21 protein-coding genes are annotated in these 24,617 nt (G+C 31.2%); 20 read left to right on the top strand and 1 reads right to left on the bottom strand.

The window, feature by feature from the left end:
• The 14 genes from MHL31_RS13865 to MHL31_RS13930 all read left to right on the top strand — a co-directional run bounded on the left by MHL31_RS13865 (position 1) and on the right by MHL31_RS13930 (position 18,301).
• Positions 1-681, top strand: a complete 681-nt coding sequence (locus tag MHL31_RS13865; RefSeq protein ID WP_240226545.1) for a hypothetical protein — start codon at positions 1-3, stop codon at positions 679-681.
• A gap of 50 nt (positions 682-731) precedes the next feature.
• A complete protein-coding gene (locus MHL31_RS13870) occupies positions 732-1,412 on the top strand; it encodes an ATPase (RefSeq protein WP_240226546.1) in 681 nt (226 codons plus the stop codon).
• Between the two features lie 343 nt (positions 1,413-1,755).
• Complete coding sequence (locus MHL31_RS13875) at positions 1,756-2,067, top strand: DUF6660 family protein (protein ID WP_371824148.1); 312 nt, start codon at positions 1,756-1,758, stop codon at positions 2,065-2,067.
• Between the two features lie 119 nt (positions 2,068-2,186).
• Positions 2,187-6,518 (top strand): CusA/CzcA family heavy metal efflux RND transporter, encoded by a 4,332-nt coding sequence (locus MHL31_RS13880; RefSeq protein WP_240226548.1) that lies wholly within the window; start codon positions 2,187-2,189, stop codon positions 6,516-6,518.
• Positions 6,519-6,522: 4 nt separating this feature from the next.
• The gene (locus MHL31_RS13885; RefSeq protein WP_240226549.1) at positions 6,523-7,728 is read left to right on the top strand and encodes an efflux RND transporter periplasmic adaptor subunit; all 1,206 of its coding nucleotides are present in this window, start codon (positions 6,523-6,525) and stop codon (positions 7,726-7,728) included.
• 2 nt (positions 7,729-7,730) lie between these two features.
• Entirely contained in the window at positions 7,731-8,144 is a 414-nt protein-coding gene (locus MHL31_RS13890) for a Fur family transcriptional regulator (RefSeq protein WP_115839033.1), read from the top strand.
• Between the two features lie 67 nt (positions 8,145-8,211).
• A complete protein-coding gene (locus MHL31_RS13895; protein WP_240226550.1) occupies positions 8,212-8,796 on the top strand; it encodes an isoprenylcysteine carboxylmethyltransferase family protein in 585 nt (194 codons plus the stop codon).
• Between the two features lie 90 nt (positions 8,797-8,886).
• The gene (locus MHL31_RS13900; protein WP_240226551.1) at positions 8,887-9,681 is read left to right on the top strand and encodes a cation transporter; all 795 of its coding nucleotides are present in this window, start codon (positions 8,887-8,889) and stop codon (positions 9,679-9,681) included.
• A gap of 172 nt (positions 9,682-9,853) precedes the next feature.
• Positions 9,854-10,267, top strand: coding sequence for a hypothetical protein (locus MHL31_RS13905; protein ID WP_240226552.1), 414 nt, complete (start codon positions 9,854-9,856; stop codon positions 10,265-10,267).
• 107 nt (positions 10,268-10,374) lie between these two features.
• The gene (locus MHL31_RS13910) at positions 10,375-14,079 is read left to right on the top strand and encodes an efflux RND transporter permease subunit (RefSeq protein WP_240226553.1); all 3,705 of its coding nucleotides are present in this window, start codon (positions 10,375-10,377) and stop codon (positions 14,077-14,079) included.
• Complete coding sequence (locus tag MHL31_RS13915) at positions 14,079-15,317, top strand: TolC family protein (RefSeq protein ID WP_240226554.1); 1,239 nt, start codon at positions 14,079-14,081, stop codon at positions 15,315-15,317. Before MHL31_RS13910 ends, MHL31_RS13915 begins: the two co-directional genes overlap by 1 nt.
• A complete protein-coding gene (locus MHL31_RS13920) occupies positions 15,317-16,054 on the top strand; it encodes a heavy-metal-associated domain-containing protein (RefSeq protein WP_240226555.1) in 738 nt (245 codons plus the stop codon). Before MHL31_RS13915 ends, MHL31_RS13920 begins: the two co-directional genes overlap by 1 nt.
• 1 nt (position 16,055) lies before the next feature.
• Positions 16,056-17,825 carry an efflux RND transporter periplasmic adaptor subunit gene (locus tag MHL31_RS13925; protein ID WP_240226556.1) on the top strand — a complete coding sequence of 590 codons (1,770 nt, stop codon included), beginning with the start codon at positions 16,056-16,058 and terminating at the stop codon, positions 17,823-17,825.
• A gap of 35 nt (positions 17,826-17,860) precedes the next feature.
• Positions 17,861-18,301: a heavy-metal-associated domain-containing protein gene (locus MHL31_RS13930; protein ID WP_240226557.1), complete on the top strand. Its 441-nt coding sequence runs from the start codon at positions 17,861-17,863 to the stop codon at positions 18,299-18,301.
• A 68-nt stretch (positions 18,302-18,369) separates the two neighbouring features.
• On the opposite strand, the gene MHL31_RS13935 is transcribed toward MHL31_RS13930, so the two are convergent.
• Entirely contained in the window at positions 18,370-18,642 is a 273-nt protein-coding gene (locus MHL31_RS13935) for a hypothetical protein (protein WP_240226558.1), read from the bottom strand.
• Between the two features lie 1,208 nt (positions 18,643-19,850).
• Between MHL31_RS13935 and MHL31_RS13940 the strand changes: the two genes are divergently transcribed.
• The 6 genes from MHL31_RS13940 (at position 19,851) to MHL31_RS13965 (ending at position 24,434) form a co-directional block, all read left to right on the top strand.
• Positions 19,851-20,255, top strand: a complete 405-nt coding sequence (locus MHL31_RS13940) for a hypothetical protein (protein WP_240226559.1) — start codon at positions 19,851-19,853, stop codon at positions 20,253-20,255.
• Between the two features lie 61 nt (positions 20,256-20,316).
• A complete protein-coding gene (locus MHL31_RS13945) occupies positions 20,317-20,670 on the top strand; it encodes a DUF2493 domain-containing protein (protein WP_240226560.1) in 354 nt (117 codons plus the stop codon).
• 310 nt (positions 20,671-20,980) lie between these two features.
• Positions 20,981-21,439, top strand: a complete 459-nt coding sequence (locus tag MHL31_RS13950; RefSeq protein ID WP_240226561.1) for a hypothetical protein — start codon at positions 20,981-20,983, stop codon at positions 21,437-21,439.
• Positions 21,439-22,014 (top strand): ABC-three component system protein, encoded by a 576-nt coding sequence (locus MHL31_RS13955; protein ID WP_240226562.1) that lies wholly within the window; start codon positions 21,439-21,441, stop codon positions 22,012-22,014. Before MHL31_RS13950 ends, MHL31_RS13955 begins: the two co-directional genes overlap by 1 nt.
• Positions 22,001-22,519 carry an ABC-three component system middle component 5 gene (locus MHL31_RS13960; protein WP_240226563.1) on the top strand — a complete coding sequence of 173 codons (519 nt, stop codon included), beginning with the start codon at positions 22,001-22,003 and terminating at the stop codon, positions 22,517-22,519. The genes MHL31_RS13955 and MHL31_RS13960 overlap by 14 nt, the downstream gene beginning before the upstream one ends.
• A complete protein-coding gene (locus MHL31_RS13965; protein ID WP_240226564.1) occupies positions 22,509-24,434 on the top strand; it encodes an AAA family ATPase in 1,926 nt (641 codons plus the stop codon). The genes MHL31_RS13960 and MHL31_RS13965 overlap by 11 nt, the downstream gene beginning before the upstream one ends.
• The last annotated feature ends 183 nt before the right edge of the window (positions 24,435-24,617 follow it).

The following is a 24,617-nucleotide window of genomic DNA, read 5'->3' on the forward strand; positions in this document are numbered from 1 at the left end:
ATGGAGCAAATAAATTACATAAAACATCTCAACGGTATCTTTCATCAATTTTCAAAAGATACACGTTTGAATCCAACACATATAAGTCTGTATGTTGCATTATTTCAATTTTGGAATTTTAGTCGATTTCCAGATGAATTTTATATAAACAGAGAAGAAGTAATGAAGTTTTCTAAAATAGGTTCAAATACAACATATCACCGCTGTATTAAAGAGTTAAGCCATTGGAAATATATTCTTTACAAACCTTCTCATAATCCGTTTAAAGGCAGCAAAGTGAAGTTGTTTAATTTCAGTACAAGTGATAAGCAAGAGTTGTATTTAGACTCTACCATAAATGGACAAGCACTGGTATCTAATATAAACATTAATAAACATAATATAAACAATAACAAACCTCTCTCTATAAAAGAGGTTTTAAATTTTTTCAAAAAAAAGAATTGGTCAGAAAATGAAGCTGAAAAATTCTTCAACTATTACGAATCTGTAGGTTGGAAAAAAGGAAACACTCCAATTGAAAATTGGCAGGCAGCTGCAGAAAGCTGGATGCTAAAAACTGATGATTTTAAAATATCAACACGAAAAAAATCAAAAACAAATCAAAACACAGATTTACCACTTGACCAGGATCAAGACAACCTTCACACCAACCAAAACAAAAACTACAACGAACCACTTTAATTCGTCATTCTGAACTTGTTTCAGAATCTCATCAACCTATACAAAAATCTATGAACCCACAACCACACATAAAAATCGAAGGAACCTCAAAATTCCAGATAGGAGAAATTAGAAATAATACAGTTCATTACGATTTCGAAAAAATAAAAACCTATCTCAACATAAAAGGCCATTTGTTATTTGGGAAAAATTTCAAAATCTATAAAGAAGACGAACCGCTATTGTTTAAACTATGCAATTATTTTATCCAGGATCATTACAGCTGTGCTCAAATGGGAATCGACACCAACAAAGGTTTATTACTATCTGGTCCAGTAGGTTGTGGAAAAACAAGTTTAATGAAATTATTGCTACATTTGGCACCACACAAAACCAATTACGAACTCATTCCCTCCAGGAATATTGTTTTCAATTTCAATGCAAAAGGCTATGATGTTTTAGAAAAGTACAACCAAAACCAAAACTATTGTTTTGACGATTTAGGGGTAGAACCAACAGGCAGCCACTATGCAAAAGAATGCAATGTTATGGGAGAAATTCTATTATCTAGATATGATTTATTTATAAATAATAGTTTGGTTGTTGAGCGGAGTCGAAGCATAACTCACATCACCACAAACCTCAACGCTCAAGAAATTGAAAAACGATACGGAAACCGAGTAAGAAGCCGAATGCGTGCAATGTTCAATCTTATCAGCTTTGATGAATGTTCAATAGATAAAAGGAAATAAAAACCCCATCTTAAAAGATGGGGAAAATTGCTATGAAAAAGATTAGGTCTATGAAAACCTAACAATTCAAATGTAACGATTATTAGTCTAAATAAACTTCTTAAATGTAACTTTAACAATCCTTGCATAGAATTAGTTAAATAATATTTCAAAATAAGTAATTTCATTAATTTTAGTTGAAAACCATCTAAAATGAAACTTTATTTATAATTGTCTACAACTAATCATTTCCCTGAATTTGATTACTATCACTAGAATTGCTGAAAATTATGACAAAATATGTTTTTTCAACCTTAAGTTATTTGCACAAGCATTGCATCAAATTATTTATATATTTGCATCAGTGAAAATAATAGCAGCTATATTATCAATTTATATCTTTGCACTTAATTTAGTGCCTTGTCAAGATTCTAACTCATCTAATGAGGAAGTGAAAGTAGAAATATCACAAGCTACGGATGACAATCATCAACATCAAGATGGTGATTTTTGTTCGCCTTTTTGCAGTTGTCAATGTTGCCAAATTAGTTTTACAAATTACAATGTAATGGATTATGCTGTTTTCAGTCCAGTTACTACTACAGAAGAAATTCATTTTTCATATAGGTTGGAAAAAGACTACCATCCTACCATCCTACAACCACCGCAAGTTTAATTCAGTTTTTATAGGATAATTATATCCTCAAAAGAACCATAAAAGGTCTTTTATCATTTTGATATTTAGCTTTAATAGTGGCTAATATCAAATAGTTTAACTGAATTAATACATTTTTTATGATTAATAAAATCATTGATTTCTCAATCAATAACAAATTCATTATTGGTTTGCTTACGCTCACCATAATAGGAGCAGGTGTTTGGAGTATAACCAAAGTACCCATTGATGCCGTTCCAGACATTACAAACAATCAAGTACAAGTAATTACACAATCCCCAAATTTAGGAACAGAAGATATTGAACAAATAATCACCTATCCTGTGGAGGTTGCAATGAGTAACCTTCCAAATGTTGAAGAAATTCGTTCAATTTCACGTTTTGGTTTATCAGTTGTTACCATTGTATTTGATGATGATATGGGAACATATCTTCCACGTCAATTAGTAGCAGAAAAACTAAACGAAGTGAAAGAACAAATCCCCGAAGGTTTTGGAGAACCTTCAATGGGTCCTATTTCAACAGGATTAGGAGAAATATATCAATATACTCTAAAAGTAAAACCAGAGTTTAAGGATAAGTATTCAATTTCCGATTTAAGAACAATGCAAGATTGGATAGTACAACGCCAAATGGCAATGGTTGATGGTGTTGTAGAGGTAAATGCTGTAGGAGGCAAAATAAAACAATACGAAGTAGCTGTTGACCCTAACGATTTAAAGTCAATAGGCTTAACTATTTCTGATGTATTTGAAGCTCTTGAAGCAAACAACCAAAATACTGGTGGTGCTTATATCGAAAAAAATCATCAAGCTAATTTTATTCGTGGTGAAGGATTGGTGCGTAGTTTAGAAGATATTAAAAAGATTACGGTAAAAACTGTTAATAATATTCCTGTTACTATTAATGATATTGCAACAGTACAATTCGGTGCTGCAATTCGTTATGGTGCTTTAACACAAGATGGTGAAGGCGAAGTTGTAGGTGGTTTGGTAATGATGCTCAAAGGAGCTAATTCCAATGATGTAATAGACAATGTAAAGGAAAGAATGGAACTAATTCAAGAATCCTTGCCTGAAGGTGTAGTTATTGAACCGCTTTTAGATAGAAGCAAATTAATAGGCGAAACTACTTCTACAGTATCAAACAACTTAATAGAAGGTGCATTAATTGTAATTTTTGTATTAATCTTCTTGTTGGGTAATTGGCGTGGGGGTTTAATCGTAGCTTCAACCATTCCATTGTCTTTATTATTTGCATTTATCTTAATGAATGTTTTTGATGTTTGGGCTAACTTAATGAGTTTAGGAGCAATCGACTTTGGAATTATTGTAGATGGCGCTGTTATTATAGTTGAAACTACAGTGTTTTTAATCGCATCACAAGTACTTAAAAAGAAAAAGCTATCCTCAAAAGAACGTGATAGCATAGCATCTTCTGCATCTAAAAAAATGATGAATGCAGCGTTTTTTGGTCAGTTGATTATCCTTATAGTATTCCTACCAATTTTGGCGTTACAAGGTATTGAAGGTAAAATGTTCAAACCAATGGCGCTAACCTTCATTTTCGCTATGATTGGGGCAATGTTACTTTGTCTAACCTATGTGCCAATGATGTCTGCTTTAATTTTAAGAGTACCTAAATCAGATAAAAAATCATATGGTGATAAATTTGTGCATTGGGTAGAAAACAAATATCAACCATTATTAGAAAAAGCCTTGAAAAAAGGAAAACTTATAATGGGTGTTGCTATAGGACTATTTGCACTAGCTGTCTTTATGTTTACCCGAATGGGTGGTGAATTTATTCCACAACTCGATGAAGGAGATATTGCATTTCACGCTATTCTAAAACCCGGTAGTTCACTTACAGAAACTATTGAAACTACCACTAAAATAGAGCAAATTGTAAAATCAAATTTTCCAGAGGTAGATAAAATTGTAAGTCGAATTGGTGTTGCTGAAATACCAACAGACCCAATGCCAATGGATTTAGCTGATGTATTTGTAATTCTGAAACCTAAAAGCGAATGGACTACAGCTGAATCAAAAGATGAATTAATAGAGAAAATGAAAGAAGCGGTTGAAATCGTTCCTGGTGTAAATTATGAGTTTACCCAACCTATCGAAATGCGTTTTAATGAATTACTCGAAGGTGTTAGAGAGGACATTGCAATTAAACTCTATGGAGAAGACATTCACATCCTATCTAAAAAAGCTGAAGAAATAGCTAAAATTATTGCAGGTACTGAAGGTATTGGCGATATGAAAGCAGAAGCTACTACAGGTTTACCACAAATGACCATTGTTTATAATAGAAATAAGTTAGCACAATATGGGCTTCAAATAAACAACCTCAACAAAATGGTTCAATCAGCATTTGCAGGAGGAAACGCAGGTGTAATTTTTGAAGGTGAGAAACGTTTTGATTTGGTAGTACGGCTGAACGCTCAAAACCGAAAAGATATAACCGATGTTCAAAATTTGTTTATCAATTTGCCATCTGGTGCTCAAATTCCACTACGTGAAGTTGCTGAAATATCCTATAAAGCAGGGCCTATGCAAATAAGCAGGGATAATACAAACAGAAGAACCTATGTAGGTATTAATGTAAGAGGTCGTGATGTAAAATCACTAGTTACAGAATTAAAATCAAAATTAGATGCAAAACTTGAATTACCTTCGGGTTATTTTATTCGTTATGGTGGTGCTTTCGAAAATCTAGAACGCGCCAGTAATCGTTTACAAACAGTTGTACCTATTGCATTATTACTTATTTTTATTTTAATATACTTTGCACTAAAATCCTTACCGCAAACATTAATGATTTACATTGCAATCCCTATGGCAACCATTGGTGGTGTTGTAGCCTTATGGTTACGTGATATGCCATTTAGCATTTCAGCAGGTGTAGGTTTTATTGTCCTATTTGGTGTTGCAGTTTTAAATGGTTTAGTAATGGTAAGCGGTCTAAACGAGTTAAAGGATGAAGGCGTAACCAATTTAAAAGACAGAATTTTAGAAGGTACAAAAAGAAGAATCAGACCTATTATGTTAACAGCATTTACAGATGTTCTAGGTTTCCTACCAATGGCTGTTTCTGCTTCAGCTGGTGCAGAAGTACAACGCCCATTAGCAACTGTAGTTATTGGTGGTTTGTTAACCTCTACATTGCTTACCTTGTTTGTTTTACCTATTTTATACCATTGGGTAGAAAATAACTCTTTAAAATTTAAGATGAATAAAAAGGTGGTAATAACTACAGCTATATTGGTTTTTACATTAGGGATTCCAACACATATAATTTCACAAGAGAAAATAGATACGCTTCCAAAAATTTCTTTAGACGAAGCTGTTGAATTATCGAAATCGAACTATCCCCTTTTAAAACAAAAGAAATTAGAAGTTTCAAAACAAGAACAACTAAAAAGCACAGCTTATGATTTTGGAACAACTGATATTTTTACGGGTGGCGAAGAATTAAACAGCAGTTCTGGAATCTACACAACCATTGGGTTAGGTCAATCTGACATAGACATATTTGGGATAGGTGCAAAAAAACGATTACAGGAACAACGTATTCAATTAGCACAAAAAGCCTATCAATTATCTGAAATGGATTTAGAATTAGAAGTTAAAAAAGCTTGGGCATACTGTTACCAAATGAAAAAAAAATACAATCTTTTTACAGAATTAGATTCAATTTATTCCAACTTTGAACAAGCAGTAGCTTTAAACTATGAAGTAGAGGCGATTTCAAAATTAGAGTATTCGGCAGCTAAAAACCAAGCATTACAAGTGCAAAGTAAAAAAGCACAAGCATATAGTGATTATTTAATTGCATTACAGCAATTAAATCTATGGTTAATTTCAGAAGACTTCTATACCGTTTCAGATGAGTTGGACGTTAATTTGGAAACTAATGAGACTTTTCAAATTGAACAACACCCTTTATATAGCATATCACAAAATAAAGTAAGCGAAGCAGAAGCAAATTACAAAGCTGCTAAAACAAATAATTTACCTAAATTTAATCTACAAGGTAGTAATCAAAAAATTGATGGAAATTCAGGATTTTATAGCTATCAAGCTGGTATTTCAATTCCGTTCTTATCTGGCACTAACAAAGCGCAAATAAAAACAACTAAAATAGATAAAGAAATTGCTGAAACAAATCTGCAATTCAAAAAAAGGGAAGTACAATCGAAATATGTACAAGCACACGAGAATTATAAAAAATGGAAAGCTACTTGGGAATTTTATAAAGATAAAGTACTAATAGTAACAAAAGAACAAAAATCGGGTGCTTTATTAGCATATAAAGAAGGGGAAATTGATTATACGTCATTTACACAATTGATAAAAGAAGCTATTCAATCTGAATTGGAATCCCAAACCGCATTAATCAATTATTTACAAAGTACATTTCAATTACAATATTTTAATCAATAAGACAATGAAAAATAGATTATATAAAATCCTAACTATAGCAATAATAGTCGTTTTTATTGCAGCCTGTGGCAATAAAGAAAAACACAACGAAAATGATGGTGATTCACATAATGAAGAGCCTAAAACTGAAGCAAACCAAGAACACCACGATGAGGAAGAAGTAATGCTCTCTCAACAACAGTTTGAAGCACTTAAAATGAAAATAGATACACTCGCATTACGCAATATGAGTGGCTATATTGAAGTGAATGGTTCATTGGAGGTACCTCCACAAAACGAAGCTGCAATTACTTCTGTAGTAGGTGCTAATGTAGTATCGATAAAGGTAATTGAAGGAGATAAAGTTAATAAAGGTCAAGTAGTAGCTTACCTTTCACATCCAAATATTATAAAGCTCCAAACAGATTACTTAAATGCTTATAGTAATAGTATTTTTCAAAAAAAGAATTATGAACGTCAACAAAAGTTATATGATGCTGGTGTGGGCTCTGGTGCTAATTTCCAAAAGGCAGAGGCAGAATACAATGCTTCAAAAGCAATGGTAAATGGTTTAGCAGCACAATTAAAAATATTAAACGTCAATGCAACTTCTGTCCGTAACGGAACTATTGCGCAACAAATCGCATTGCGTAGCCCAATTGAAGGCTTTGTGCAAAAGGTAGAGGTGAAAATTGGCCAATATGTTGAACCACAAACCGAATTATTTGAAATTGTAAATACACTTCACGTTCACGCAGATTTTATGGTTTTTGAAAAAGATGTATATAAAGTAAAAAAAGGACAAAAAGTTAGCTTTATGGTACAATCAATTCCCGATACAGAATTAACAGCAACCATATATTCAGTAGGAAAAACCTTTGAAGACAACCCTAAAGCAGTTCACCTCCACGCAGAAATAGAAAATAAAATAGGAAACTTAATTCCAGGAATGTATATTCAAGGTAAAATACAAGTTAAAAGTGCTCAAACAAAAGCATTACCTGAAAGTGCAGTCATCAATGATGGAGATAAATTTTATGTTTTCTCTGTAGAAAAAGAAAATAACAAATGGAGTTTTAATCCTATAGAAGTATTTATTGGTGAAAAAAGTGATAATTGGGTGTCAATTAAATTTGCTGAAGAGGTAAAAGCAAAAACAAAATTTGCTTATAATAACGCCTACTATCTCATTGCTGAAATGAAAAAAGGTGAAGCTGAACACGAACATTAATTATGGAAACAATTGAACAAGTATTAGAATCAAAAAACATACGCATTACTGCAATGCGTATGTTAATTTATAAGTTCCTAGTTGAGAAAGAGGTCGCAGTAACATTGAGTGATATAGAAAATGCTTTTGAAAAAGCAGATAGAACTACCTTATACCGTACAATTAAAACTTTTGAGGAAAAAGATATTGTCCATCAAATTGATGATGGTACAGGAATAACAAAGTATGCATTGTGTGAAAAGGATTGTAATTGTGAAATTGAAACTGATTTGCATTTGCATTTTCATTGTACAAACTGTAACAAAACTATTTGTCTAACAGAAAACAAAATTCCGAAAATTACAGTTCCTGATGGTTTTATTTCAGAAAATGTAAACTTGGTGGTAAAGGGTATTTGTGATAAGTGTAGTGGATAATAATTGCACTTCCATTGCATTGATTTTTATAACACTTTTGTAATAACAAAAATTAAAATAATAATCAATGTATTTATTCACTTACTTAATAGTTTATTTCTTACTTATCTTTGTATTAAGGTCTTTACTACTTTGGAAAAAAACTGGAATAAATCCCTTAACCTTTAACCAAACAGATGATGCACACGGTTACAATGGTAAAATATTTTCAATAATTTCTTCTTTGGAGCTAATCGTTGTTGGAATTTATGCTTTTAAAATTGAATGGTACAAATATTTACTTCCTTTTTGGTATTTAGAAAATGACACTTTATCTAAAGTAGGTTGGGGCTTTTTAATTATTTCTCTAATCGTAGTTTGGATTGCTCAATCACAAATGGCTAATTCGTGGAGAATTGGAATTGATGAGAAAAACAAGACAACATTAATAACAAAAGGATTGTTTTCAATTTCACGAAACCCAATTTTCCTTGGAATAATGTTTGCTAATATTGGGCTGTTTCTGGTAATTCCAAACGCCTTTACACTATTAGTAATCTCATTATCCACAACAAGTATCAATACACAAATAAGATTAGAAGAAGCATTTCTAAAACAAGAATTTGGTAATGAATATGAAACGTATTCAAAAAAAGCAAAACGTTGGTTTTGATAATTTAATATTTTTAGTATTAAACTATCTTTAAAAATCAGAATCAAAGCAGAGAAATGCAAATGAAAACTAAAGACGTTGTTAATTATTATGAAAAAAACAATATTTGAAATTACAAAAATGGATTGTCCTTCAGAAGAAAACCTAATCCGAATGAAATTGGATGGAATTTCCGAGATAGCTAATTTGAAATTTGACATACCAAATCGAAAATTGATAGTTTTTCATACTGGTGAAATTGATTTCATTGAGAGATCAGTTATTGATTTGAATTTAGGAGGAAAGAAAATTTCAACTCAAGAAACCGAACAAGTAAATTTCGAAGAAAACAAGAGTCAAAAGAAATTGCTCTGGTCTGTACTTATCATAAATTTTGCCTTTTTTATTATTGAGATGACAACGGGTATTATCTCAAAATCAATGGGACTTGTTGCTGATAGTTTAGATATGTTGGCAGATAGCTTTGTTTATGGAATTAGCCTGTTTGCAGTTGGAGGAACAGTGATAAAGAAAAAACGGATTGCAAAAATAGCAGGTTATTTCCAAATAGCATTGGCTGTTATAGGCTTTATTGAAGTATTAAGAAGATTTTTTGGAGAGGAAAAATTACCCAATTTTTCAACAATGATTATTGTTTCGATTTTAGCATTGATTGCAAATGGAATTTGCCTTTACATTTTACAAAAATCAAAGAGCAAAGAAGAAGCGCATATGAAAGCTAGTATGATTTTTACCTCGAATGACGTGATAATCAATTTGGGAGTAATAATAGCAGGAGTTTTGGTAAATTGGTTGAGTTCAAGTAAACCTGATTTGATTATCGGAACAATTGTTTTTGTATTAGTAATTCAAGGGGCATTAAGAATATTAAAACTTGGAAAATGAAAAAAGTAAAGGCTACAATCTAGAGTATTATTAATAACTGTTTAAGTTAAATTGCTATTAGTATAAATAAAAGCTATTTTAAGATTTTAGAGCGATAATTGTTATTTCTATTTTTCTTAAATATTGTTAAAATTATTTAGAATCATTATAATTTGTTACTTTTGTAACATAAATGAAAAAAGTATCTCATAAAATAGTGTCTTTACTAATGGCTTTTGTAGTGTTATTCTCTACGATGTCATTTACTGTAAATATGCATTATTGTGGTGACGATTTAGTAGATACTGCAATCTTCTCAAAAGCCGAAACTTGTGGAATGGAAATGGAAAACCCTTCAACTGAAGGATGTTCTATTTCGACCAAAAATTGTTGTGATGATAAACAATTAGTAATTGATGGTCAAGATGAGTTACAGCTTCAAGTTGATAAAATTTCTTTTGAGCAACAAGTTTTTATTGCTTCATTTGTTTATACTTACATTAACCTTTTTGAAGGGTTAGATGAAAATGTTTCTTCTTTTGAGGAATACAAACCACCATTAGTCGTCAAGCAAATCTTCAAGATTGACGAAACGTATTTAATTTGATTTTTAAATAGTAGACTTTTTATATCCTATGGCATTATGTCGTAAGGATAATTTACTGTATTCAGTGTTTTTATAACACTATTGTCTAATTGTTTAAAATCAATCATATGCTAAATAAAAGCATCAAATTTTTAATAGAAAACAAACTCGTTGCAGTTTTATTACTTGTTCTTTTTATTGGATGGGGAACTGTTAACGCACCTTTTAATTGGGATACAGGATTTTTACCAAGTGATCCTGTAGCAGTAGATGCTATTCCCGATATAGGTGAAAATCAACAAATCGTATTTACCAAGTGGGATGGTCGTTCCCCACAAGATATAGAAGACCAAATAACCTATCCATTAACCACATCATTATTGGGTATTCCAGGGGTAAAAACCATTCGTAGTTCCTCTATGTTTGGATTTTCAAGTATCTATATCATTTTTGAAGAGGATATAGAGTTTTACTGGAGTAGAAGTCGTATTCTCGAAAAACTAAACTCATTACCAAGTGGTTTATTACCTGATGGTGTTAATCCAGCTTTAGGTCCTGATGCTACAGGTTTAGGACAAATATTTTGGTACACACTTGAAGGTCGTGATGAAAACGGTAATGTAACAGGTGGTTGGGATTTACACGAATTACGTAGTATTCAAGATTACTATGTTAAATATGCCTTGTCCTCGGCAAGTGGTGTTTCCGAAGTTGCATCTATTGGTGGTTATGTTCAGGAGTATCAAGTGGATGTAAACCCAGAACTAATGCGTCAATATAACATTGGTTTACATCATATTGTTAAAGCTGTAAAAGAAAGTAATAAGGATATTGGCGCACAAACTTTGGAAATTAACCAAGCTGAATATTTAGTTCGTGGTTTGGGATATGTAAAATCTATTGCAGATATTGAAAATGCTGTAGTTGATTCTGAAAATTTCACTTCAATAAAAATTAAAGACATTGGAAAAGTCTCATTAGGTCCAGCAACAAGACGAGGATTATTAGATAAGGAAGGTGCAGAAGTTGTAGGCGCTGTGGTAGTGGCACGTTATGGTGCAAACCCAATGGAAGTAATCAATAATGTAAAAGAAAAAATTAATGAATTAAGTACAGGTTTACCTTCAAAAGTATTGGCGGATGGAAGAACCTCACAGGTAACCATAGTACCTTTTTACGATAGAACAGAATTGATACAGGAAACTTTAGGGACTCTAAATGAAGCCTTGACTTTAGAAATCTTAATAACCATTTTGGTAATAATCATAATGGTATTTAACCTTCGAGCTTCAATCTTAATTTCTGGATTATTACCTGTTGCGGTTCTAATGGTATTTATAGCAATGAAGCTCTTTAATGTTGATGCTAACATAGTAGCCTTGTCTGGTATTGCAATTGCAATTGGTACAATGGTAGATGTTGGTGTCATACTTTCAGAAAACATTATTCGGCATTTAGATGAAGATGATGGAACACAATCCATTAATACAGTAGTTTACAATGCAACAGCCGAAGTTTCTGGCGCAATTGTAACCGCAGTAATGACAACAATTATAAGTTTTATTCCTGTTTTTACAATGATAGGTGCTGAAGGTAAATTATTCAGACCATTAGCATTCACAAAAACTTTTGCATTAACAGCTTCAATAATTGTAGCATTGTTTTTAATTCCACCTTTTGCAGCTTTTTTATTCAGAAAGAAAAGCATTAAAACCAATTTTAAATATCTTTTAAATGGCGTTTTAATAGCATTAGGTATTGCTGCAATAATAAACGGTTATTGGTTAGGGTTAATATTAATTGGGTTTGGAATCATTGCACTTTTAAAGCAACAAGAAATAGTATCAGAGAAGCAAGCTAATCTAACAAATATCATCATTTCAGTATCTGCTATTGTATTCCTGTTAGCCGAATATTGGAGACCATTAGGCGTTGATAAAAGCATTTTCTGGAATCTCATTTTTGTTAGTATTATTTGCTTTGGTTTATTAGGTGTTTTCTCTTTATTTATCAAATATTATACACGTATTTTAAGATGGTGTTTAGATAATAAGTTGCTCTTTTTATCAGTCCCAACAGCGATTGTAATTGCAGGTTTTTTTATTATGAAGAATACAGGCAAAGAGTTTATGCCATCATTAAATGAAGGCTCATTTTTACTAATGCCAACCTCAATGCCACATTCTGGTGTAGAAGAAAACAAACGTGTTTTACAGCAATTGGATATGGCAGTAGCCAGTATTCCAGAGATTGAAACCGTAGTTGGTAAAGCTGGTAGAACAGAATCAGCTTTAGACCCAGCACCTTTATCAATGTATGAAAACATCATTAAGTACAAACCAGAATATATGCTGAATGAAAACAGAGAACGTCAACGCTACAAAGTCAATGATGATGGTTTATTTGAGTTGAAAGATGGTCGTTTTATATCGAATCCAAATAACACCAAAAATGTCACCTTTAGCGCAGTTGAAAGGTCTCAACTCATTCCAGACAATAATGGTGAGTTCTACCGTAATTGGCGACAAGAAATACAATCACCTGATGATATTTGGAAAGAAATTGTAAAAGTAACCAAACTACCAGGTGTTACATCTGCACCAAAATTGCAGCCTATTGAAACCCGATTGGTAATGCTACAAACTGGTATGCGTGCACCTATGGGAATAAAAGTTAAGGGTCAAGATTTAAAGCAAATAGAAGCATTTGGTGTTCAGTTAGAAGGTATACTCAAACAAGCTAAAGGTGTTAAAGATGAAGCTGTTTTTGCAGACCGAATTGTTGGTAAACCCTATTTGTTAATTGATATTGATAGAGAGAAAATTGCACGTTATGGCATTTCGGTGCAGGATGTTCAAGACGTATTAAAAGTAGCAGTTGGTGGTATGGTCTTAACCCAAACGGTTGAAGGTCGCGAGCGATATGGTGTACGCGTACGTTATCCAAGAGAATTACGAGCAAACCCAACAGACTTACAACAGATTTATGTACCAATTGAAAAGGGTAGTCCTGTGCCTTTAAGCGAGTTGGCAACTATCCGATACGAACAAGGTCCACAAGTTATTAAAAGTGAAGACACCTTTTTAGTTGGCTATGTCTTATTTGATAAAATGGATGGTTTTGCAGAAATAAGCGTTGTTGAAAATGCACAAGTACTAATCCAAGAAAAGATAGATTCTGGTGAGCTAATTGTACCAAAAGGAATAAACTATGCATTCACAGGAACTTATGAAAATCAGTTACGAGCAGAAAAAACCTTGTCAGTAGTTGTGCCATTGGCATTAGCTATTATCTTTTTAATTCTGTATTTCCAATTCAGATCAATTGGAACATCTTTAATGGTATTTACAGGTATTGCAGTAGCTTTTGCAGGTGGATTTATAATGATATGGCTCTATGGTCAAGATTGGTTTTTAAACTTTAATTTCTTTGGAGAGAATTTACGTGAATTATTTCAAATACATCCAATTAATTTAAGTGTTGCCGTTTGGGTTGGTTTCATTGCTCTCTTTGGTATTGCAACAGACGATGGTGTTGTAATGGCAACCTATTTAACACAAACATTTGATAGAAATACACCAGAAAACAAAAAACAGATTAGAGCATCTGTTGTAGAAGCTGGAGAAAAACGTATTAGACCTTGTTTAATGACAACAGCTACAACCATATTGGCATTATTACCAGTATTAACTTCTACAGGAAGAGGTAGTGATATTATGATTCCTATGGCAATACCAAGTTTTGGTGGAATGTTAGTTGCTTTAATAACACTATTTGTAGTTCCGGTATTATATAGTTGGAAAGAAGAAGTAAAACTAAAAAAAACAGTATAATGAAACATAGAATAATAAACATAAAAGGCGTCTTGGTTCTTGGTTCTTTTTTCTTGAGTCTCTTTGCAAATGCGCAACAATTAGATGTACTTATTAATACAGCGTTAGAAAACAACCCTGAAATTCAAAAATTTGAATTGCAACATAAAAGAGTTTCAGAAAAAGTAAATGAAGTCAATACGGTTCCAAATACAGAATTTGGAGTAGGTTATTTTGTAAGCGAACCAGAAACTCGAACAGGTGCTCAACGTTTTAAAGTATCTGCAAAACAAATGTTACCGTGGTTTGGTAATATTTCGGCAAGAGAAAATTACGTTAGTTCATTAGCAGATGTTAAGTATGAAGATATTGTAATTGCTAAACGTAAACTAATGTCTTCAGTTTCACAATCCTATTATAGACTATATGCTAATAAAGCAAAACAAAAGGTGTTAACAGAGAATATTAATCTGTTAGAAACTTATGAAATAATGGCTTTGACTTCCGTTGAGGTTGGTAAAGCATCAGCAGTTGATGTATTGCGTTTACAAATGCGTCAAAATGAAATGCAACAGTTAAAGGATGTGTTACAGCAAGAATATTTGGCAGAACAAACCAAGTTTAACAACCTATTAAATAGAGAAAATGATGTTACTGTAAATATCGATGATAGTTTAGTTATTCCATCAGATGATTTTGAAGTTAATACTGAAAGTTTAGCATTACATCCTGAATTGTTGAAATATGATAAGCTATACCAATCTATTGAACAATCAGAGTTACTAAATCAAAAAGAAAGTAGCCCTATGATTGGTTTTGGTTTAGACTATATCAATGTAGAAGAAAGACCAAATATGGATTTTAGTGACAACGGAAAGGACATTGTTATGCCAATGGTTTCAGTTTCAATTCCAATTTTCAACAAAAAATACAAATCAATTTCAAAACAGAATGAACTACAACAAATGGAAATTAAATTTCAAAAAGATGAACGTTTGAATACGTTGGAAACATTTTTAGATAAGGCTGTTAATGGTCGTGTTTCTTCAAGAATAAGTTATGCAACTCAAACCAAAAATTTACAACAAGCGGAAGATGCTGAAGATATTTTAATCAAAAGCTATGAAACAGGAACAATTGATTTTAATGATGTGTTGGATATTCAAGAATTGCAGCTAAAGTTTCAAATAAACCAAATTGAATCCATTAAAACCTATTACGTTCAAAGTACAATTATTAATTATTTAACACAACAATAATGAAGCATACGTATAAAATTGAAGGAATGACTTGTAATAACTGCAAAGCATCAGTAGAAAAATATTTAAGCGAATTAGATAACATAACGAATGTAACTGTAAATCTTGAACAAGGAGAAGCAGAACTTATAATGAGCAAACATATTGATACTGAAACATTGCAAAATGCACTACCTAAAAAGTATAATTTATCCGAAAAGAAAGAGGAAAATGTATTTGCATCATCAAGCATATCTTCTAATTCATTGGAAGAGGAAAAAAGCAAATTGCAACAGCTAAAACCTTTATTGCTTATTATCTTTTATATCGCTTCAGCAAGTGTACTATTACATTATAAGAATTGGAGTTGGAGTGAGTTTATGCTCGATTTTATGGGCTTATTCTACATAGTATTTAGCTTTTTTAAAATGTTAGACCTAAAAGGATTTCCAGATTCGTTCAGAATGTATGACCCATTAGCAAAGCGTATTCCCATTTATGGTTGGATTTATCCTTTTATAGAAACCGCTTTAGGTTTAATGTTCTTAATGCGATTTGAAGTAAACATTGCTTTAATAATTACACTTGTTGTTTTAGGAATAACGACAATTGGAGTGACAAAAACACTATTAGATAAAAAGTCAATACGATGCGCTTGTTTAGGTACTGCTTTAAAGTTACCAATGACAGAAGCAACTTTTATAGAAAATGCCATTATGATTGTAATGGCAATATTAATGCTATTAAACAAATTTTAAAATGAAAAAATATATAATTTATACAGGAATATTAGCAGTAGGTCTACTATTAGGTTGGCTGTTATTCGGCAATTCTTCTAATGAAAAAGAAGAGCATAATCACAATGAAACGGTAGAAACCAATCAAATGTGGACGTGTTCAATGCACCCACAAATTATGCAACCCGAAGCAGGAGATTGTCCAATATGTGGTATGGATTTAATTCCAGCTGCATCTGGAGCAGATGGTTTATCGGCAGGCCAATTCAAGCTAACAAAAAATGCAATGGCTTTAGCCAATATCCAAACAACAATTGTTGGAAAAGCAAGTATAGAAGATAACACTACTAAACTTTCTGGAAAGATTGCTGAAAATGAAGAAGCTAATACTGTTCAAGTCAGTTATTTTTCTGGAAGAATTGAACGTTTGAATGTAAGTTTTACTGGTGAAGAAGTTCGTAAAGGTCAATTATTGGCAACTATATATTCACCTGAATTATACGCAGCTCAACAAGAATTGATTACAGCAGCTTCGCTAAAAGAATCACAACCAGAGTTATATAAAGCTGTACGTAATAAGCTAAAAATATGGAAGCTATCTGATAACCAAATTAATCAGATTGAAGAAACTGGAAAAGTTAAAGAAAATTTTCCTGTTTATGCAACAGTATCTGGAACAGTAACTGAAAAGTTAGTTGAACAAGGTGATTATATTAAACAAGGTCAACCTTTATTAAAGATAGCAAATTTAAATTCAGTTTGGGCAAACTTTGATGTCTATGAAAATCAAATAGACTTATTCAAAAAAGGACAGGAAGTTAAAGTATCAACCAATGCTTATCCAAATAAAGAATTTAAGGGAAAAGTAGACTTTATAGACCCAATTTTAAATACAAATACACGTACTGTAACATTACGAGTTGTACTCAAAAACTCTAATAATGTTTTTAAACCTGGAATGTTTGTAACTGGTAAAGTTGAATCGGGAAAATTGAATAACGATAAAAATATAATGGTTCCATCTTCAGCTATTCTTTGGACAGGTGAACGCTCTGTTGTGTATTTAAAAACCAATCCTAATGAGCCTGTTTTTGAAATGCAAGAAATTGAGTTAGGTAATCAATTTGGCGAAAGTTATAGTGTTTTAAAAGGTTTAAACATTGGTGACGAAATAGTTTCAAACGGTACGTTTACAATTGATGCAGCAGCACAACTACAAGGTAAAAAGTCAATGATGAATAAAAATGGTGGTAAAACTATGACAGGTCACGAAGGTCATTTAGGTATGGATAACAAACCTGATAATACTGATGCAGACCATTCTGAAATGAATAAAAGACTGGAAGTATCTAAAACATTTCAACAACAATTAAACAAGGTATTTGAGAGCTATATAAATTTGAAGGATGCATTAGTAAATGATGATGTAAAAAAAGCATCCGAAAATAGTAACAATCTTCTTAATGAATTAAGTCAAGTAGATATGAAATTAGTTAAAGGTGAAGCACATAATCATTGGATGAGTTTTGAAAAGGAAATAAAATCTTCTGCAAAATCTATTGCCAATGCATCAGACATTAAAGAACATAGAAATCATTTCAAACAATTATCAAATCATTTAATCAAAGCAATTCAACTATTTGGTGTTAATGAAAAAGTCTATGTAGAATTTTGCCCAATGGCAGATAACAATAATGGTGCATCTTGGTTAAGTAAAGAAGAAAAAATTCTAAACCCGTATTTCGGTGATGCAATGCTGAAATGTGGAGAAGTAAAACAAGTAATAGAATAAATATAAAACAATTATTAATTATTAAATTTTTAAAAATGAAGAAAGTAATTTTAAGTATCGCTGTAATAGCAGCAATGAGTTTAACAAGCTGTAATAGCCAAACTAAAAAAGATAATGATACAACCAAAACTGAAATGGCTAAAAGTATGGCTATGACAAACGCAACATTTGGTGTAAGAGGTAATTGCGGAATGTGTAAAAAAACAATTGAAAAAGCAGCAAATGGTGTAGAAGGTGTTGCAAGAGCCAATTGGGATGTTGATAAAAAGAAGATTGATGTTTCTTTTGACAGTAACAAAACAAACACAATGACAATTCATAAAGCTATTGCAGCTTCAGGTTATGATACCGAAAAAGTTGCAGGTAGTGAAGATGCTTACAAAAATTTACCAGGTTGTTGTAAGTACGATCATTCTATGATGATGAATCAAACAGGTAAAATGAAAAAAGATGATCATTCAGGTCATAATCATTAAGTCAATAATTAAAAGAGTCTTTTTCGGAGGGCTCTTTTTTTTAACAACACCCCATTTACAGCAGTATTTTACAACAAGACGTCATTCTGAACTTGATTCAGAATCTCATCATTATACAAATATTCAGTTAAAAAATAACTAAAAATACAGCTTTCAATTTCGCACAGTAAGAGCTTGAAAAAAGCACTTACTCTTTGCCTTTGCGCTTTTAGCACGTCATTCTGAACTTGTTTCAGAATCTCATCAAAATAGGAACTACCAACAAATCCGTTTCCAAAACAAACATCAGTACAAAGTACAAACATTCGTGCAGGTAATAAGGTGTTCGCAATACGCTCCATTTTGTTTCATAAAATATATCTGCAAGGTAAATTTAAGTAGTAACGTCATTCTGAACTTGTTTCAGAATCTCATCAATTAAAAAGATAAATATAGTTTCAAACCCTTGCATATACCATAAATAGCACTAATTCGTCCACAGTCCTCATTTAGCACTAGTTAATTTATTTTATTTCACACATTCCACGCATTACTCACGCATAGCTATCTTTTACCCCTAAAACCCAATAAGGTATAAATTCATTTTAATTAGGGGTAAACCGCTATTACACTATTTTCGCTCGCCTGCCGCTCACTTCGGGCTAATCAAGTTGTCACAGTTTTTGAAGGCAGCCATTTTGCATATAAAATAAACCGTTGCAAGTAAATAGGATAATTCAGTAAAATTGATATTGAAATAATTCAATAACAATCCGATTTTAAATCACACAACGGTTTTATTACATATTGCAAACGCGTACAAGAGCAATGTATTCTGTTCCTCATTCGTCATTATGGTACTTTATAAATTTGATTTTAAAACCTAAATTAGTTTCCAACCCAACCAACAACAATAAACCAACAACTAACAGGCAAAATAAAGTACACAACATTTCTACATTCCTCACTCCATAAATTGCACTTGCTTTTCCCAAAGCTTCAAAAACTCCGCCAACTTTGCGTGTACCACGTAGTTGTTGCACGTACTTATACCTACGGCAACGTACTTTTGCCCCAACACCCTTCGTTCAACTCGCTAGGCGGCTCGCTTGAATGCTTCGCACATTACCTGCTTATATCAACTTTAAAACGTTTTATTAATAGTATATCAAGTGTCATTATTACTAATTATCTATATTCTACGACTTTATTTAAGGTGTTTATAGCATATTTGGATTTCAATAGATAGCTGTTAGTTTTTCAATAATAATTTAAAAATGATTTGTACATAAAACAATAATTTTAGTTCAAAGGAAAAATAAAAAAGTCAGCTAATATAGGTTGTTCCCTTCATCAGCCACACATAGCCTTTCAAGGTCAAGCCCTATGGGTTTTGAAAAAAATCTCCACCTCATATACATTCGGTTTCGTTTCAACATTCTACACAGGTTGTATTTTTCTCAAAAACCTTGACAGCCTTTGCCACACAACCAACACTCGTGCTTTCTTTTTTCTTTTTGTTTCAAAATTTATGTGCGAAGCGTAGCGAAGCAATTTTTAATGCGTAGCTATGTCAAATTTTGAAATTAAAACTCACAACGTAGGAAGAACCTACACTAAACCGCACTTTTTTATTTTAAATAAAGGATTAAACAGTGGTAAGCCGATGGAGCAACCTTGCCCAAACTGTTTTGTAATTACAACTAATTCCGAAGTTAGCCGGGAGTCACTTTATTATTTATGCCTATCTCTAAAAATTGGAAAGTTTTTTGGCTACTATTTAAAAGGAAGTGTTATCCCTTTTATCTGTATTTCAGATGCTAAAAATGTGATTAATACAGCATTACAAAATTACCAAGAGCAACAATGGCAAATTAAAGTTGAAAAACTCAAAAAAATAAATGCTTTTGAAGAAAATCTCAAACAACAAATACAAGCAATTTCACAATTAAAAATTGCTTTGTTGAGGTCTTAATTTTTAAAAGAACGTCACCCTGAACTTGTTTCAGGGTCTCATCCTCTTAAACCAAAATCAAATGAAACTAATAATTGCCGGAAGTCGAGCCTTCAATAATTACGAAAAATTATGTGCCGAATGTGATAACATTCTCCAGGATCAAAACAATATTGAAATTGTATCCGGAGCCTATTACAGAGGAGCCGACAAGCTTGGAGAACAATACGCAAAAGAACGAGGATATAAATTAACTAGGTTCCCTGCAAATTGGGATAAGTTTGGGAGAGCTGCTGGACCAAAAAGAAACCAACAAATGGCAAATTATGCTGATGCATTAATTGCCTTTTGGGATAGTAAAAGCAGAGGTACAAAAAATATGATTGACCTTTCAAAGCAAGCAGGCTTGCAATTAATAATTAATTGTTATCAATAGGCATTCTGTAATTAGCAATATCAATAATAAATTTAAATAAAGAGATTTTATTGATATATAATTTCATTTACTGTAATTTAGTGAAAAAATAATTGCAAGCTATATCATATTGATTTTATTAAAATATGTAAAACCTTGGCTTATGCCTTGTTTTAAACTAATAATTAGTGGGATTAGTTTGTATATAACAAGTTGTGTGCAATTCCAACGAAAAACTGATTTGTAAGCTAACCAGATTAGTATAAAATGATTATAGTCAAATATGTACAAATTTTAATTTATATTTGATAGTTGTCAAGAAAAAGAAAAAATGAAAAAAATAAATTGGATTTATATAACATTGATTGTCTTTGCTATTGCATTTGTTATATCCTGGTTACTTTTAAAAAATTGGAAAATATCATTAATTTTAGCAACAATTAGTGGAGTATTTACATTTACTTCTAACCCTGTTAGAAGATATATGAAAGCCTTTTGGTCTGTTTTTTCACTTCTATTGACTTTAAATTCTTTATCATTAAAATTTATTTTAAAACAAGTAAATACAAATACTACAGGTCAAATAGAAGGTAGTGTCGGAAGTTCCTCTATAGTTTTAAGCATTACTTTGGTTACTCTTTGTTTATTTCTATTATTACTTGATTATTTTGAAAGAAATGGAATACCTAAATTAGGTAAAAAAGTAAAATCAGACATAATTGTTAACAATAAAAATAAAATTGGTAAACAGATCAACATAAAAAAGAATAAAGGAAAAATTGAAATGTAATGGAAAAACACATTAACAACAATGGTCCTATCAAAAAACAATTAAATATAAAGGAAAATAACGGACCCATTATTTTTACCAAGAAAACTAGATTTGCACGAAGATTTGAGAAACTAAACGAAGAAGTTAAAAATGATGAAAGGTATGAAGGGACAATGGAAGCTTTAAAATTTTATTTAACCAAACTTGATGGAATTAGTGCTGAAACAAAATTATCTGATGGTGGTTTTAGCGAAAATGAAGTTATTTCTGCAATCAAGAGAAAAGAAAAGTATGCTAAACGTCTTCAACTAAATAGATTTTTTGAATCCGCACAATGGATAGACAGTCAATTATTCGCAAAAATAAAAATGGATTTCGAAGCATTTATTACACCATTAATTGATATTGGTTCTTCCAAAAGTGAAATATTAAAAGAAGTAGTTGTAAAAGTAATTCAGCCTGTACTCGATTTAATAAATTTAGAAGGTGAAGATGATGAAATATTAAACTACAATGCGGAAGATATCTTTGGGATGGTTTATTACTTAACAGGTCAATGTCACATAAATTGGAAAAATTATGATAGTATATAACCAAGCTCTAGACTTATATCATACAATTTTCAGATTACTTCACTTACTAAATAAGTTTGAAAACAAAAGTGTAATTGAAATTGAAAGGATAAGAATTTGGGATTTTTATTTACTATTCCCAAGTAAAATTCACGAAATAAAGCTAAAGCAGGGAGAATCTGACATACGGAAGTTAAGAAAACAATTCATAAAAGATTCAAAAAATCCTTATGAGAAAATATCTGAAAGCCGTAAGATATTTGAAAAAATAAAACCATACCAACTAGCTGCATTTAACTGTATAGCTTCATATGGAATTATAGATAAATCTTTTTTAAATCAACAAAGAATATCAATAATAAACAAAGAAATATTGATTGAATTTGTTAAGAATTTTGAAGATTTACCTGCAAAAGAAAAAAACGTAATTGCTTTAATGACTTCTCATTTTAACCAAATATCATTATTTGGAACGGATGGATTAAAGAGCAGAACTAACCTATTAGAAAGTAAATATGATGCGTAATAATTTATTCCTAAACAGACTCCGTATTTATACTGAAAATGGAGAAATCGCTTATGATGAAAAATTTCATAAAGGCGTAAATATAATTCGTGGTGATAATAGTAGTGGTAAATCAACTATTACACATTTTATTTTTTTCGTATTGGGTGGAGCTTTCAATGATTTTGTACCAGAAGCAAGGTTATGCTCACAAGCTATTGCAGAAGTTGAAATGAATGGTGCTACATTTACTATTAAACGAGATATTATAAAAGACGAAAAAAGTAATATAAGCACACAATCACCTTTATACTTTTTTTGGGGTAATATGGATGAAAGTTTTAATCCACCTGTAGATAAAAGTTGGCAAAAATTTGGTTACAAGACTACTGAAAATAGAAAAAGTTTTTCAAATATAATGTTTGACAATCTTGATTTACCAATTGTTAAAGGAGATAACAATATTACATTTCACCAAATATTAAGACTTTTATATATTGATCAAGAATCACCAACTAGTTCATTATTTTTATATGAACATTTTGACAGTCAATTGACAAGAGAGACTGTATCTGACTTATTATTAGGTGTATATAATGAAGAACTTTATGAGAATAAAAAACGTCTGATATCTGCTGAAAAAGAGTTTGAAAGTATTAAAAGTGAAATAAAAGCAACTTCACATTTTTTTTCTGACCCTCTAGCGCTTAATCCAATACATATTAACGAAGCGATAGAAAATAGAGAGATTGCAATATCTGAAATCCAACAAGAAATTGTATCTATAAGAAATAAGGATAAGGAAGTTAATTATGAAAAAGATTCAGAACTTTCTTTTCAAAAACTAAATCAAGATGCAATTTTACAACGTAAAATTGTTGCTGATATAGAAAATCAAATTACTTATTTGAACAATGAAATTGAAGACTCTGCCTTTTTTATAGAAACACTTGATAAAAAAATAATAGCGTTAAAGAATTCTATTCATACGAGAGAATTTTTAGGGAATCTTCCTCTAGAATACTGTCCAGAGTGCTTATCAAAAATAAAAACAAATACAGAAAGTTCAAATTGTAAACTATGCAAAGAACCAATAGATGAATCTTTTGGAGTAGTTCAAGCAAGAAGAATGGAACTTGAAATTGGTTTCCAGATTAATGAATCAAAAAAAATACTTGAAATTAATAAGAGAAATTTATTAGAATTAGAATCTAAACATTCAAGTGAAATAGGAAAACTTCACGATATTCAAAAACAAGTTAATTCCGCATTAGAAGACGTTAAGTCATTTAATGAAGAAGCAATAGACAACTTAAACAATAAAAAAGGTTTTATAGAAGGGGAAATTCTTCAATTTAGAACAATGTTAGAAAATGCAGAATTATATGACAGATTACTCCAAAAGAAGAATCAATTAGGAAAAGAAGTAAGTTATCTAAAATCGTATATTTTCAAAACAGAGAAAGCCCAAACATTATTAAAACAAACAATAAACGAAAAAATTAAGGAAGAAGGAATTTACTTACTTAACAATGATTTAGAGAGGCAAGATGAATTTAAAAACGCAAATGATTTCTTTATAGATTATTCAAATAACATTGCATTTTTAACCAGTAAGTTTTCAAAATATTCAGCAAGTTCAAATTTCTATTTAAAAGTTGCGGCAAGATTTTCGATCTTTTTAGCTTCATTACATATAGATGAGATGAGGTATCCAAGATTTATTTTTGCAGATAATATGGAAGACAAAGGTATTGAAATGATAAGAGCTCAAAATCTACAAGATTTATTAATTAAACGAGTTAATGATTTTGATGGAGATAATTATCAAATGATTTATACGACTTCATACATAACTGAAGAACTTAACAAAAGCATACTAGTTGTGGGAGATTATTACACAAAAGAAAATCCAAGTCTAAAAAACATTAAGTAAAAGAACTGCACGCAACAATGCATATAAAAAAAGCCTGGCTAAAAATTTAGCTAGGCTTTTTTATTTATTAGAAAATAGTCGTTTCAAAAAATAAGAAACAAAAAAACTAACCACTGCACCAATAGCAGCCATAACAATAGTAAAAATCACATCGTTTAAGCTAATATTTAATACAGTGGAAAG

The organism is Lutibacter sp. A80 (assembly GCF_022429645.1).
Taxonomy (GTDB): Bacteria; Bacteroidota; Bacteroidia; order Flavobacteriales; family Flavobacteriaceae; genus Lutibacter.